Genomic DNA, 14,993 nt, shown 5'->3' on the forward strand with positions numbered 1-14,993 from the left:
TAAAAAATCTGCCAAAGCACACAAAATGATCTTGTGCACCTGTCAGATCTGACAGGTTCAATTTCAGCCTGTTCTTGTTAGGGTCAATCCATACACGCCCACGTCAAGTGCGATGGTTTTCCCTATGCCCGATCAAGACTTGAGCATTACTGCTCCTTCCATCGCCAAAAGCTCATCAATCGCCACCATTGGCAACAGTTGGAGCGCCGTCGGCCCGACCGGTACGGCTGGATTCGAACTGCCTGTCCCGACGACTGCCGGACGCGGCTATGATCCGCAACTGACCCTGCGTCACAACAGCAACAGCGGCAACGGCCCCTTCGGCTTGGGATGGGATATAGACATCAGCCGGATCAGCCGCCGCACCAACAAGGGTGTGCCGCGCTACACCGTGCACGATGAAATCGTCAATCAGAATGGCGAAGTGTGCATGGCCGAGCTGGATGAAAACGGCGATCTTAAATACCGTTTTGAAAGCACATACAACGGCCAGGACATCGGCCCGCATAAAGTGGTGCGTTACTGGCCACGAATCGAAAGCGATTTCGCCCTGTGCGAGAGCTGGCAACGGCAGACCAAGAAAGCCGATGAACCGGTGTTCTGGCTAGTGCATGGCGCTGATGGCTCATTGCGCGTCTATGGCATGACTGGCGCTTCACGCCTTGCCGACCCCGACGATGCGTCTCGCGTCAGAGCCTGGCTGTTATGCGAAAGCATGAACGCGCGCGGCGAGCACATCTGCTACGAATACAAAGCTGACGATGCTGAGCCTGACCCGGTTCATGACTATCGTGCCCAGCGCTATCTGCGCCGGGTGTGCTACGGCAACGTCGTGGCAAGCAACCAGCTATTGAGCTGGACCTCCGATAACCCGGCGGCCACTGCGCGATGGTATTTCCAGTTGCTGCTCGATTACGGCGAGCGCGGAACATTACTCACCGATAAACCGGAATATGCCAGCGACAAGCCCTGGCCCGTGCGTGACGACGCTTATCTGACCCACGGACAAGGGTTTGAAATGGGCACCCGCAGACGGTGCCACCAGGTGCTGATGTTTCATCTCTTTCCTGACGGTGCGGTCGACAGCGCCAAACTCGCTCGCCGATTGCTGCTGGAATATGGGCCACCGTCAGATGAGCAGCCCTACAGCCTGATCCGCGCGGCGCACTATCAAGGGTTCAATGCCGACGGTAGCGCCGAAAACTCACCGCCAGTGGAGTTCAAATACTCGGCGTTCAACATCAATAAAGTCCCGCAGCGCTTTCTTGAATCCGACCGGCAAAATGGCATTGAGGACGGCCGTTTCTATAGCTGTATCGATCTGTGGGGCGAAGGCCTGCCGGGTTTGCTCTGCCGTTACGACCAAGCCTGGTATTACCGAGCACCCAAGCGCGCGAAGCCCAACACCGACCAGGTCGATTATGAGCAATGGCAGTTGCTGGAGAAGATCCCGGTCGCCAACCGTAATAGCGCCGTGCTGCAAATGCTCACCGACCAGATCGGTAGCGGACGCCTGCAATGGGTCATCGCACAACCGGGCTTCAGTGGTTTTCGTGAACTGACCGAAAAGCGTGGCCTCTCTGAATTTTTTACCTTCGACGCCTGGCCGAAGGAGTTTTTCTTTTCGCAGGCAGTCGTCGGCGACTTCGGCGGCGACGGTTTGCCTTCCATGGCGATCATCGCCAGAGACTACGTTCGCTACTACCAGAATCTGCGTGAGAAAGGCTTCTCGCCGGCTGAGAATGTTCCTCATGACCACGACGACCCCTTGCCAGTGTTCAGCAATTCACGCAGTGAACTGGTCCTGCTGGGCAATCTGACCGGCAGTGATATTCCCGGGTTGTGCCGCCTTCGCCATGACCGGGTCGATTATTGGCCAAGTCTAGGTCATGGCAAATTCGGCAGAGGTCGCAAGATCAGCGAGTTGCCGTTCAAATATGGAGAGTTCGATTCGTTGCGCGTGCGCCTTGCCGACCTTGACGGCTCCGGCGCACCGGCACTGATTTATCTGAAATCCGATGTTTTCGAGATCTATCTGAACTGCGCAGGTAACGGTTTCAGACAAACGCCCGTGATTGTCCCTTGGCCGGCTGGCGTGCGGTACGACTCGTTGTGCCACGTTATCTTCGCCGACCTGCAGGGGCTGGGTTGCGCCACGCTGATCCTGACCGTGACGCACATGAAGCCGCAGCATTGGCGCTACGACTTCGTCTCGGCCAAACCCTATCAACTGATCGCCAGCAATAACAACATGGGTTGCAGTACCTGTGTGACCTATCGCAGTTCGGCACAGGAATGGCTGGATGAAAAGCGCGCCTTGCTCAAACGCCGGCGCCTGCCAGTGTGCCGTTTGCCGTTCGCGGTGTCGGTGGTCAAGCAACAGCAGCAACTCGATGAGATCACCGGCAACTGCTTCACCCAGTTTTTTACCTGGCAGGAGGGGTATTACGATTCCAGGGAGCGCGAATTCCGCGGTTTTGGTCATGTGCAGCAGACCGACAGCGAAGCGGCCACGATCAATCCGGATCCAGGCTTCAGCCAGCCGGTACGAGTACTGACCTGGTACCACACGGGCCGCGCGCTGAATCTCTCCCGCCTGACCTATTTCAAAAGAGATGCGCAGGCTACCGCGTTGGGCAAAACCTTGTTCACCCGTTACGAGCGCAAAAAAGGCCTCGATAAAATCGTCAAAACAACGCTCGACGCCGAAAGCAAATACCAGATTGCGCGGGCATTGGTCGGCTCGGTTCTGCGCAGCGAGACGTACGCCGACACACCGCGCCTCACCATGCCTTGCCTGGTCGTAGAGCGGCGTTATCTGGTGCGCGAAGTACGGCCCCAGGATCAGTATGCCGCCGCGGTTTTGCTGCCGATGCTGGCAGAGGAAATCAACTATCAATACGACGGTTTCGTCAATGATCCGCTTTGTCAGCACAGGATCAACCTGCTGTGGAACGCCTACGGATCATTGATCCGTGGGTTCGACGTGAGCTACGCCCGCAGGCTGACGGCCGACAGCCCCGCTCCCTTCGCCGATGAAGATGAAAACGGTTTTTGGCGCGACGCCCACGACGATGCACAGCAATCGTTCTATTTGAGGGAGTCGCGTGCCAGATTCATTGATCTGGACACTGATCGACAAAAATGGCGCCTGGGCCTGCCCTACCAACAACGTGAAAATGCGCTGGTGTTGCCCAAAGGCACGCTGCCTGCCGGGCTGAATCCGGCGCAGGTGTCCTACGAGAACTTTACCAAGCATCAGGATTCGAAAACCTGGCTCGACCTGCTCGTACTGACAATACAATCCGTGCAGCGTTATGTGGGCACAGACGGTAAGTCACTCAATGATGGTGAAGCCGGTTTCGAAGCCTTGTCAGGCCGGTTGGAAGTGGCGCTGCTGGACAAAACCGCACTGGACGCCTACAGCCTGCCCGGCGTGGATTTTGACGTGCGGGCCGAACTGGAAAAAATCGGTTACATCCAAATGCCGTTTCTGTTCGGGATAATCCCGCGGGGCAGCACACATCAGGACTTGTGGTCTGCGCACTTCAATGATGTCGAATACCACGATAGCGAGCATTTCCATCAGGTGCGACGTTATCGCGAAACACTCAGCCACGGTTGGACCAGCGCTGACTATGATCCCTTTGCACTGAGGATTATCCGCGTTGAACTGCCCGACGGTTGTGTGACGCAAACCCGCTACGATGATCACTATCTACTTCCCCGGGAAATCACCGACGCCAATGAAAACGTCGAGGAAGTGGATTACGACGCCTTCGGGCAACCCATGAGGATCAGTTTTTACGGCAGCGAAGGTGGGGCGACCGTCGGCTTCTGCCCACTGAGCGAATATATCCCTCTGCCGGATATCCATCCTGAATGGGCCATCGCCAATCCGGAGGGCGCCGTGCAACGTGCGGCGAGTACGCTGCATAAAGACTTGTTCAGCTGGATGGGACAGATTCCGCCCGGTGCGGCGTTGTACTCAAAATGGATAGACCAGAGGCTTCTGTTACCCAGCGGGCATATTCGCGCCAGCGCCCGCCGTCGGCTGACCCACGGTAAAGACCTGACGGCTGATGAACTGGCATTGCTTGCGGCGATAAAAGAAGTCTGGCGCGAGCCGGTGCACACGGTGAGCCTTAGAGCCGATCGCTACCCCGGCGACGTAATCAAGCCACAGATCCAGATAGTCAAGGCCTGTGTCGACGGTTTCGGCCGGCCATTGCAAACCCAACAACTGGTCGATCCGGGCAAGGCGTACAAGGTAGACCCGGCAGGCTGCTCGCTGCTCATTGATAACGGTGAGTGGGATGCCGATACGCGCTGGCGCATCAGCGAACGCGTCGAGTACAACAACAAGGGGTTGCCGACGCGCCAGTACCGGCCTTTTTTTGCCAACAGGCATTGCTACATCAACGATCAATCACTGCACAAACTCGGACTGTACGATCAGCTTTTTTATGACCCATTGGGCCGCGTGGTTAAAGTGCTCAACGCCAAAGGCGACTTTTCCCGAGAGGCTTACCATCCCTGGTATCGCGCCTCCTACGATTTCAACGACACCGTCGAAGAAGCGCCGCCTTCCAAGGTGCCGAAACAATGAACGCCAGTGTGCATTCGCGCACGCCCTCGCTGTCGGTGATCGACGGCCGTGGCCTGCCGATTCGTCAGGTCGCCTACCTGCGCACGGTGGCTGGCGAGACCCCTGGAGCACTCGTGACGCGCCAACAACACGATGTGGCCGGCCGTCTGGTGGCGCAACACGATCCTCGCTTGCCCATAGCGAACGCCACAACCGTTTACACGCTGGACGGCGCGGCGGTGCTCACCAACAGCGTCGATAGCGGCAGGCGCCATGTGCTCCCCGGCCTCGCCGGCGAGCCGCTGCAACGTTGGGACGAGCGCGGCCATCACTGGCGCTCGACCTTTGACAGCCAACTGCGCGTGGTGGCGATGGAGGTCACTGGCAACGGTCAGAATCAGCTCGATACCTTCACCTATGCCGACGGGGCCGAGAGCGCAACCCACAACCGGCGCGGCAAAATCATCCAACAGGTCGACCCCTCAGGTTCACTGGACATCCCCCGCTATGCCTTCACTGGCCAGCCACTGGAGGAAACCCGTACGTTCCATGATGGCGCAGCGTTCACCAGCCAGCATGTGTTCAGTCCGCTCGGCGTCGTGCTGGCGCAGACCGATGCCGGCGAACATTGTCGACGGTCACGTTACGGCCTCGCCGGGCATCTCAAGCAGGTGGATCTGTGGATCAAGGGCATACAACTACAACCGGTGTTGCTGGATGCGCAGTACAACGCCAATGATCAGATTGTCGAGCAACGGGCCGGCAACGGTGTGCTCAACCAATGGACCTACGATCCCGCCGACGGGCGCCTGCACACCCAGTGCAGCCGGGCAGGCGAAAAACTACTGCAGAGTCTTGTGTATTTTTACGACCGGGTGGGCAATGTTGTCCGCATCGAAGACCCCATCTTCAAGCCCGTCTGGTTTGCCAATCAACTGATCGACGGTCACCGCGAGTTCAACTACGACTCGCTGTATCGGTTGATCCGCGCCACCGGCTACGACGACGCTGCGCCTTCGGACATTCCCGGCTGGCCGACACCGACCGACCCGAAAAACCGCCTCAATTACATCCAGAGCTATAAATACGACGACGGCGACAACCTGATCGAACTGTGTCATGTACGAGACGGTAATACCTTCACCCGTCAGATGTGTATCGACCCGAACAGCAACCGCGGTGTGCGCTGGAAAACTGGCGACGCACCGCCGGATTTCGACACGTTGTTTGATCCTCACGGCAATCAACGGACTCTGAAGCCAGGTCCGACATTGCAGTGGAACGCGCGCGACGAGCTGGAAAGCGTGCCTCTGGTCATCCGGAAAAACAGCAACAGTGACGCCGAGCATTACCGTTACAGCCAGGGCCAGCGAGTCTTCAAATGCCATGAATGGTTTACCGGCACCACCCGCCACTTTCATCAGGTGCGTTACCTGCCAGGTCTGGAAATCCGCACCAAGGACGACGGCGAAGAACTGCACGTCATCAGCCTCGGCAATGCGCGTTGCCTGCACTGGATCAGCGGGCGTCCCGGCAGCATTGAAAACAATCAAATGCGCTACAGCCAGAAAGACCACCTCGGCTCCTGTGTCATGGAACTCGATCAACAGGCCTACATAACCAGCAAGGAAGGTTATTACTCCTTCGGCGGAACCGCGTGGATGGCGGCACGAAACGAAGTGGAAGTGCGCTACAAATTCATCCGTTATTCAGGCAAGGAAATGGACTTCAGCGGGTTGTATTACTACGGTGCACGGTATTACGCGCCGTGGTTGCAGCGCTGGGTGAGCGCGGATCCGGCGGGGGATGTGGATGGGCTGAATCTGTATCGATTCGTCGGGAATAACCCGTTAACTTTTGTGGATGTGCATGGCAACAGCCAAGAGAAGTTCGACATTGTCAATTTCTCGAACTTCGTGACCACCCTCGGTGCTTACTCCTCCACTACGCTGGACCAGATTCTGAACGTATCTTCCGGAACCTACGGGATCGAACTGCTGGCGAATGCTGTTGGAGAATTCGTCAATGGCGCTGCCGGTTTCATTGGTGGTTATTTCGGCGCCATATACATAGGTGCAATGCTTCCCAACGATCCGCACATCGCCAACTTTACTCAGCAAAGCAAACCGCCGTTCTCCGAAGGGTTAATAGGCGGGAACATCGGCGGCGATATCGCCGGGGCAATTTCCAGTCAATACACATCCTGGGCAAATCTGATAAAACCGTTGATTCCACAAACTTCAGCAATGAGCGTCGCTGCCATTGATCAAAAGATCGGCATCACGGAGAGTTCATCGAGTATCGGGCCGCCCGAGCTAAGTGAATTCCTATTGAACCGCGGCGTCGGTTCAGTTGTTCCAGGCGTGGGCATGGCCCTTAGCATGGCCTCGCGGGTGCAGGAAGCGGAGGACATCAAAAATGGTCTGGATCCGGTCAAGATTGAAAAAATCGAAACGATGCTCGCCGACTGGAAACAAAACCTCACTACGCGAAGGGCCGATATAGAGAAAGCCTTCAGACGCTTGGGACAAAGCACGGTCAATCCATCTGATGTGCTACCTAATGCGAGCCGCATAACGGCTGCCAAGACCATTCGGCTCGATACCTTACTAGAGCAGACCAGTGCGATCCTGGGATATATCGAAAGCAGCCAGACCATCATGAAGTGGTACAAAGAGGACTTGCTCACAGACAACAGGTTTTTGCGCAAACAAGCGAAACCAGAGTCGAATTGGAAGAAGTTTCAGAAATTTGTTCTGCCCTTCACCAAACACAAATACAAATGAAATACGACCCCGTTCATAGGCGCACTCCAACGTTGGCGGCGATCGACGGCCGTGGCCTGCCGATTCGTCAGGTCGCCTACCTGCGCACGGTGGCTGGCGAGACCCCTGGAGCACTCGTGACGCGCCAACAACACGATGTGGCCGGCCGTCTGGTGGCGCAACACGATCCTCGCTTGCCCATAGCGAACGCCACAACCGTTTACACGCTGGACGGCGCGGCGGTGCTCACCAACAGCGTCGATAGCGGCAGGCGCCATGTGCTCCCCGGCCTCGCCGGCGAGCCGCTGCAACGTTGGGACGAGCGCGGCCATCACTGGCGTTCGACCTTTGACAGCCAACTGCGCGTGGTGGCGATGGAGCTCTCGGGCAACGGTCAGAATCAGCTCGATACCTTCACCTATGCCGACGGGGCCGAGAGCGCAACCCACAACCGGCGCGGCAAAATCATCCAACAGGTCGACCCCTCAGGTTCACTGGACATCCCCCGCTATGCCTTCACTGGCCAGCCACTGGAGGAAACCCGTACGTTCCATGATGGCGCAGCGTTCACCAGCCAGCATGTGTTCAGTCCGCTCGGCGTCGTGCTGGCGCAGACCGATGCCGGCGAACATTGTCGACGGTCACGTTACGGCCTCGCCGGGCAGCTCAAGCAGGTGGATTTGTGGATCAAGGGCATACAACTACAACCGGTGTTGCTGGATGCGCAGTACAACGCCAATGATCAGATCGTCGAGCAACGGGCCGGCAACGGTGTGCTCAACCAATGGACCTACGATCCCGCCGACGGGCGCCTGCACACCCAGTGCAGCCGGGCAGGCGAAAAACTACTGCAGAGTCTTGTGTATTTTTACGACCGGGTGGGCAATGTTGTCCGCATCGAAGACCCCATCTTCAAGCCCGTCTGGTTTGCCAATCAACTGATCGACGGTCACCGCGAGTTCAACTACGACTCGCTGTATCGGTTGATCCGCGCCACCGGCTACGACGACGCTGCGCCTTCGGACATTCCCGGCTGGCCGACACCGACCGACCCGAAAAACCGCCTCAATTACATCCAGAGCTATAAATACGACGACGGCGACAACCTGATCGAACTGTGTCATGTACGAGACGGTAATACCTTCACCCGTCAGATGTGTATCGACCCGAACAGCAACCGCGGTGTGCGCTGGAAAACTGGCGACGCACCGCCGGATTTCGACACGTTGTTTGATCCTCACGGCAATCAACGGACTCTGAAGCCAGGTCCGACATTGCAGTGGAACGCGCGCGACGAGCTGGAAAGCGTGCCTCTGGTCATCCGGAAAAACAGCAACAGTGACGCCGAGCATTACCGTTACAGCCAGGGCCAGCGAGTCTTCAAATGCCATGAATGGTTTACCGGCACCACCCGCCACTTTCATCAGGTGCGTTACCTGCCAGGCCTGGAAATCCGCACCAAGGACAATGGCGAAGAACTGCACATCATCAGCCTCGGTAATGCGCGCTGCCTGCATTGGGTGCAAGCGGGGCCAGCCGACAAGACCCAACTGCGTTACACCCTTGAAGACCACCTCGGCTCTTGCGTGATGGAGCTCAACAAAGACGCTGTGGTCACCAGCGCAGAAGGCTATTACCCGTTCGGCGAAACCGCGTGGATGGCGCCAAAATCGGAAACCGCATACCGCTTCATCCGTTATTCCGGCAAGGAAATGGATGTCACCGGTTTGTACTACTACGGCGCCCGCTATTACGCGCCGTGGTTGCAGCGCTGGGTCAGTGCCGATCCGGCGGGGGATGTGGATGGGTTGAATCTGTACGGGTTTGTGCGCAACAACCCCATGACCTATGTCGACCCGACAGGCAGTGTCACAGAGAAAGCCCAACCGGAGAGCGGAGGAGTTCTAGCCTTTATCACCGGAAATACTCCCAGAGAGCGAATGCAGCATCAAATAGCCTTCCATTCCGAGCTCCTTGCAGCCGTTGATTTGGCTGTCAGGGATGTCACAACGCAAATACTCAATCATCGATCCGAGAAAAACAGCAGAGTATCAACCGCGAAGCGGACCGGTTTTTTCCTGGCGGAAAAAGCCACATCCAACGGGGTTAGCATAGGATTGGGTGCAGCCGGGACAGCATTGGGAATCCCCGCTGGTCCGCTCGGAATGCTGATCGGCGCAGCTCTTGGTTTCCTGGTCGGAAAAGCCGTGAGCAAAACGACAAAAAAGATCGGCGAAGAAACCGGTCTGAACACTTCCCTTAACTTGCAACCGGATCGACTGAAAGCGCCCGGGCTCGTAAAGCAAATACAGGTTGACCGAGATTTCCTGTCTACAGCGAAAGGCATGGCTGATTACGATCCGTCGACTTCCGAAGGACGCAAAAAAATCAAAGAGGGCGCCATCGATGTTGGCGGGGATATCGTGCTGGCGGGGGCGGGCAAGATCCCCTACGTCGGACCGGCAATCAAGGCTATTCCAGACACCATTAAACTCTTGGAGGAAGTGAACAGAATCGGAATTGATCTTACCGAGGATGAGGTGACCGCACTGGATGCTGACATAACCGGCACGATAAATATGCTGCAGAGTCGCTCGGACCGTTTAATTGAAAGGGTCAAGACCACCAGCCCCTCTGAAAGCGCGGAACGCATTGAACGCATTGGTCGCAGAACCGCCACACGAATTAATCTGCTGCGAGACTTGCGGACAGTCCTTCATTCCAATTCGTCCACTTTCACTGCTGTTTAAAAAGGTGGTGACTCAGCTCTTGGCCAGAACAGCGGGCATTGGTAATGTGCCTGCCCACCTTCATTCCTGCGCCCAGCATGCTGCCGACTTCCCGTACCCTGCGTCTGTCGTTGTATTCCCTGCTGATCATCGCCGGCACAGTCGTGGCCGCGACGCTCGCCATGCGCCATGCCGAGCGTCAGGCGCTGGAAGAAGATGCCGCCCGCGCCAACCAGCAACTGGGACTGTATGCAAACTCATTGCACACCCTGATTGATCGCTATCGCGCCCTGCCCGCCGTACTGGCGCTGGATCCGCAATTGCGCTCGGCACTGGCCGCTCCGGTCGATGCCGCGCAGCAAGCGGCACTGAATCTGAAGCTGGAAAAGATCAACGGCGCGGCGCAGTCCTCGACCCTGGAATTGCTCGACCGCACAGGTCTGGCGGTGGCGGCGAGCAACTGGCGTTTGCCGAGCAGTTACGTGGGGCACAACTATGGCTTTCGGCCCTATTTCAGCCAGACCCGCACTCAGGGCACCGGCCGGTTTTACGCAGTGGGCGTGACCAGCGGAATTCCCGGTTATTTCCTTTCCAGCGCAGTGCTCGGGGACAACGACGAGTTCCTCGGCGCGATGGTGGTCAAACTGGAATTCCCGGAGCTGGAACGCGAATGGAGCCAAGGCAGCGATACGCTGCTGGTCAGCGATGCGCGCGGGATTATCTTCATCGCCAACCAGCCTGGCTGGCGTTATCGCGCCTTGCGGCCGTTGAGCGCCGATGATCTGACCGAGATCAAAAGCACGCGTCAGTACGACAAGCAATCGCTGGTGCCGCTGACTCATTTGCCGTTGCGCCGCTTCGATGACAACAGCGATCTGCGCCGGGTCGAAGGTCCGCAGGGCACGGCGGACTATCTGTGGGAATCGCTGCCGCTGACGACCGAAGGCTGGACCCTGCACCTGCTGCGCCGCCCGCAAGTGGCCTTCGAAGATTTGCGCAACGCCGCGCTGGCCGCCGCCGGTGTGTGGCTGGCGCTGGTGTTCTTGTCGCTGTTTCTCAATCAGCGCTGGCGGCTGGCCAAGGTCCGTCAGCGCAATCGCGAAGAACTCGAGCGTCTGGTCGAGGAGCGCACCCGCGACTTGCGCACCGCTCAGGAAGGCCTGGTGCAGTCGGCCAAACTCGCCGCGCTGGGGCAGATGTCCGCCGCACTGGCCCATGAAATCAATCAACCGCTGACCGCCCAGCGCATGCAACTGGCCACCCTGCGCCTGCTGCTCGAACATGGCCGCGTCGATGACGCGTACAAGGCGCTGAAACCGGTGGACGACATGCTCACGCGCATGGCCGCCCTCACCGGCCACCTCAAGACCTTCGCCCGCAAAAGCCCGAGCGGCTTGCGCGAACGTCTGGATCTGGCGACGGTGGTCGATCAATCGCTGCAACTGCTCGATGCGCGGCTGCGTGACGAACAGGTCAGTCTGGTCCTGCATCTGACCCGCCCGGCGTGGGTGCGCGGTGACGCGATTCGTCTGGAACAGGTGTTGATCAATTTGCTGCGCAACGCGCTGGATGCAATGCAAGGCAAAGCCTGCAAGCGTCTGGAAATCCGTCTGGAGGCCGATGAGCAATTGTGGCGGCTCAGCGTCAGCGACAACGGCGGCGGCATTGCCGAGGAACACCTCGGCCAAGTGTTCGATCCGTTCTTTACCACCAAACCGGTGGGCGATGGTCTGGGTCTGGGGCTGGCGGTATCCTTCGCCATCGTGCATGAATCCGGCGGGCGCCTGAGCGTGGAGAATGGCGACCACGGCGCGGTGTTCAGCCTGACCCTGCCAATCGATCTGGAGGCACACATCTGATGCTCAATTCGGTGATGGTGGTCGACGACGAAAGCAGCATTCGCGACGCCGTTGAACAGTGGCTGAGCCTGTCGGGGTTTCAGGTGCAATTGTTCAGCCGTGCCGAAGAATGCCTCGCCGCGCTCCCGGAACATTTTGCCGGGGTGATCCTCAGCGACGTGCGCATGCCCGGCATGGACGGCTTGCAACTGCTCGCCGAAGTGCAAAAGCGCGACGCCGATCTGCCGGTGATTCTGCTCACCGGCCATGGCGACGTGCCGATGGCGGTCGAAGCCATGCGCGACGGCGCCTACGACTTTCTGGAAAAACCGTTCAGCCCGGAAACCCTGCTCGGCAGCCTGCGCCGGGCGCTGGACAAACGCCGCCTGGTCCTGGAAAACCGCGCCCTGCACGAACTGGCCGACAACCGTGCAAAGCTCGATGCGACGCTCCTCGGCGTGTCCCGCGGTTTGCAAACATTGCGTCGGCAAGTGCTGGATCTGGCGACGTTGCCGGTCAACGTGCTGATCCGTGGTGAAACCGGCAGCGGCAAGGAACTGGTCGCGCGTTGCCTGCATGATTTCGGCCCGCGCGCCGGCAAACCGTTCGTGGCGCTGAACTGCGCGGCGATCCCGGAGCAACTGTTCGAGGCCGAACTGTTCGGTCACGAGAGCGGCGCGTTTACCGGCGCCTCGGGCAAGCGCATCGGCAAGCTGGAATACGCTGATGGCGGCACGCTGTTTCTCGACGAGATCGAAAGCATGCCGCTGGCCCAGCAGGTGAAATTGCTGCGGGTCTTGCAGGAACAAAAGCTCGAACGGCTGGGTTCGAACCAGAGCATTCGCGTTGATTTGCGCATTGTCGCGGCGACCAAACCGGACCTGCTCGACGAAGCCCGCGCCGGGCGTTTTCGTGAAGACCTGGCGTATCGCCTGAACGTTGCCGAATTGCGCTTGCCGCCGCTGCGCGATCGCCGCGAAGACATTCCGTTGCTCTTCGAGACCTTTGCGCACAACGCCGCCCAGCGTCTGGGCCGGACCTTTCCGCCGTTGACCGGTGCACAGCTCAGTCACCTGCTCAGCCATGACTGGCCGGGCAACGTCCGCGAATTGGCCAACGTCGCCGAGCGCCAGGTGTTGGGGCTGGATGAACCGGTCGCCGGAATCGATCCGGGGCAATCGCTGGCGGCGCAGCAGGAAGCGTTCGAAGCGCAATGCCTGCGCGCGGCGTTGACCCGGCATAAAGGCGATGTGAAAGCGGTGCTTGAAGAACTGCAGCTGCCGCGCCGTACGTTCAATGAAAAGATGCAGCGGCATGGGTTGAGTCGGGAGATGTTTCTGGCGGAGTGAGGCAGAGATTTGTGGTGTAGCTGAAATCCATCCCCCTCACCCCAGCCCTCTCCCCCAGGGGGCGAGGGGGAAGTGAGCCGATCTCCGTGCTTTCCCGAATCTGTATTCGGCTCGATATTGCAGGTCGATGTAACCCACGAGAACACCTCGGTCAGTCCCCCCTCTGGGAGAGGGCTAGGCGGGCGGCGTTCCGATGAGGGGCTTTTGATCTTCACGCGGTAAGCGGAAATCCGCTCACTCAGCCCAGTCAGTCGGCACAAATCCGCTCACTCCTCCCCGCCACCCCTCTAAACCGGCCCCTCACCCCTTGGCACACCTCCTGCTATAGCTCTGGCAGGCTGCGTTCCGACGCGCTCCACAAAAACAATTAAACGAAGGATCCTTCAATGGATAACTCCAACGCCCTGCCCCTTGGGTCGGCTGCCGTGCCGGCCAAACCGAGAACCACCGCCAGCCGGATCAAATCGATCTTCAGCGGCTCTGTCGGCAACATGGTCGAGTGGTACGACTGGTACGTGTACGCCGCCTTCTCGCTGTACTTCGCCAAGACCTTCTTCCCCGCCGGCTCCACCACCGCGCAACTGATGAACACCGCTGCGATCTTCGCCGTGGGCTTCCTGATGCGCCCGATTGGTGGCTGGCTGATGGGCATGTACGCCGACAAGGTCGGGCGCAAGAAAGCGCTGATGGCCTCGGTGTATCTGATGTGCTTCGGCTCGCTGCTGATCGCCCTGAGCCCGAACTATGAAACCATCGGCATCGGCGCGCCGATTCTCTTGGTATTCGCCCGCCTGCTGCAAGGCCTGTCGGTCGGTGGCGAGTACGGCACCTCGGCGACTTACCTGTCCGAGATGGCGACCAAGGAACGTCGCGGCTTCTTCTCCAGTTTCCAGTACGTGACCCTGATCTCCGGCCAGCTCATCGCCCTCGGCGTCTTGATCGTGCTGCAAAACATGCTGACCACCGAACAGCTCTACGCGTGGGGCTGGCGCATTCCGTTCGCCATCGGCGCGCTCTGCGCAGTGGTAGCGCTGTACCTGCGTCGCGGCATGGAAGAAACCGAATCGTTCACCAAGAAAGAAAAATCCAAGGAAAGCGCCATGCGCACCTTGATGCGCCACCCGAAAGAGCTGTTGACCGTGGTCGGCCTGACCATGGGCGGCACCCTGGCGTTCTACACCTACACCACCTACATGCAGAAATACCTGGTGAACACGGTCGGCATGAGCATCTCCGACTCGACCACCATTTCCGCCGCCACGCTGTTCCTGTTCATGTGCCTGCAACCGATCATCGGTGGCCTGTCGGACAAGATCGGCCGGCGCCCGATCCTGATCGCCTTCGGTGTGCTCGGCACGATCTTCACCGTGCCGATCCTGATGACCCTGCACACCATCCAGACCTGGTGGGGCGCGTTCTTCCTGATCATGGCGGCGCTGATCATCGTCAGCGGCTACACCTCGATCAACGCGGTAGTAAAAGCCGAACTGTTCCCGACCGAAATCCGCGCCCTGGGCGTCGGCCTGCCGTACGCTCTGACCGTATCGATCTTCGGCGGCACCGCCGAATACATCGCGCTGTGGTTCAAGAGCATCGGCATGGAAACCGGTTACTACTGGTACGTCACCGCGTGCATTGCCGTGTCGCTGCTGGTGTACATCACCATGAAAGACACCCAGAAGCATTCGCGGATCGTCACTGACTGATCGCACCGCATCGCTGGC

6 protein-coding genes are annotated in these 14,993 nt (G+C 58.7%); all 6 read left to right on the forward strand.

Going from position 1 to position 14,993, the window contains the following annotated elements:
* The first annotated feature begins 124 nt into the window (after positions 1-124).
* The 6 genes from OC605_RS09715 to OC605_RS09740 all read left to right on the forward strand — a co-directional run bounded on the left by OC605_RS09715 (position 125) and on the right by OC605_RS09740 (position 14,975).
* Positions 125-4,609 carry a SpvB/TcaC N-terminal domain-containing protein gene (locus OC605_RS09715; RefSeq protein ID WP_262136774.1) on the forward strand — a complete coding sequence of 1,495 codons (4,485 nt, stop codon included), beginning with the start codon at positions 125-127 and terminating at the stop codon, positions 4,607-4,609.
* Positions 4,606-7,374 (forward strand): RHS repeat domain-containing protein, encoded by a 2,769-nt coding sequence (locus OC605_RS09720; RefSeq protein ID WP_262136775.1) that lies wholly within the window; start codon positions 4,606-4,608, stop codon positions 7,372-7,374. Before OC605_RS09715 ends, OC605_RS09720 begins: the two co-directional genes overlap by 4 nt.
* The gene (locus OC605_RS09725) at positions 7,371-10,103 is read left to right on the forward strand and encodes an RHS repeat-associated core domain-containing protein (protein ID WP_262136776.1); all 2,733 of its coding nucleotides are present in this window, start codon (positions 7,371-7,373) and stop codon (positions 10,101-10,103) included. The genes OC605_RS09720 and OC605_RS09725 overlap by 4 nt, the downstream gene beginning before the upstream one ends.
* Before the next feature lie 77 nt (positions 10,104-10,180).
* A complete protein-coding gene (locus OC605_RS09730) occupies positions 10,181-11,941 on the forward strand; it encodes an ATP-binding protein (RefSeq protein ID WP_262136777.1) in 1,761 nt (586 codons plus the stop codon).
* Positions 11,941-13,269, forward strand: coding sequence for a sigma-54-dependent transcriptional regulator (locus OC605_RS09735; protein WP_150741921.1), 1,329 nt, complete (start codon positions 11,941-11,943; stop codon positions 13,267-13,269). The genes OC605_RS09730 and OC605_RS09735 overlap by 1 nt, the downstream gene beginning before the upstream one ends.
* 386 nt (positions 13,270-13,655) lie before the next feature.
* Positions 13,656-14,975 (forward strand): MFS transporter, encoded by a 1,320-nt coding sequence (locus OC605_RS09740; RefSeq protein WP_024014128.1) that lies wholly within the window; start codon positions 13,656-13,658, stop codon positions 14,973-14,975.
* The last annotated feature ends 18 nt before the right edge of the window (positions 14,976-14,993 follow it).

The organism is Pseudomonas sp. Marseille-Q5117 (assembly GCF_946901175.1).
GTDB classification, from domain to species: domain Bacteria; phylum Pseudomonadota; class Gammaproteobacteria; order Pseudomonadales; family Pseudomonadaceae; genus Aquipseudomonas; species Aquipseudomonas iranensis.

Bases quoted from the DNA above. Each gene is read 5' to 3' on its own strand.
- OC605_RS09730 (WP_262136777.1), top strand. From the start codon at position 10,181: ATGCTGCCGACTTCCCGTACCCTGCGTCTGTCGTTGTATTCCCTGCTG.
- OC605_RS09720 (WP_262136775.1), top strand. From the start codon at position 4,606: ATGAACGCCAGTGTGCATTCGCGCACGCCCTCGCTGTCGGTGATCGAC.
- OC605_RS09715 (WP_262136774.1), top strand. From the start codon at position 125: ATGCCCGATCAAGACTTGAGCATTACTGCTCCTTCCATCGCCAAAAGC.
- OC605_RS09725 (WP_262136776.1), top strand. From the start codon at position 7,371: ATGAAATACGACCCCGTTCATAGGCGCACTCCAACGTTGGCGGCGATC.
- OC605_RS09735 (WP_150741921.1), top strand. From the start codon at position 11,941: ATGCTCAATTCGGTGATGGTGGTCGACGACGAAAGCAGCATTCGCGAC.
- OC605_RS09740 (WP_024014128.1), top strand. From the start codon at position 13,656: ATGGATAACTCCAACGCCCTGCCCCTTGGGTCGGCTGCCGTGCCGGCC.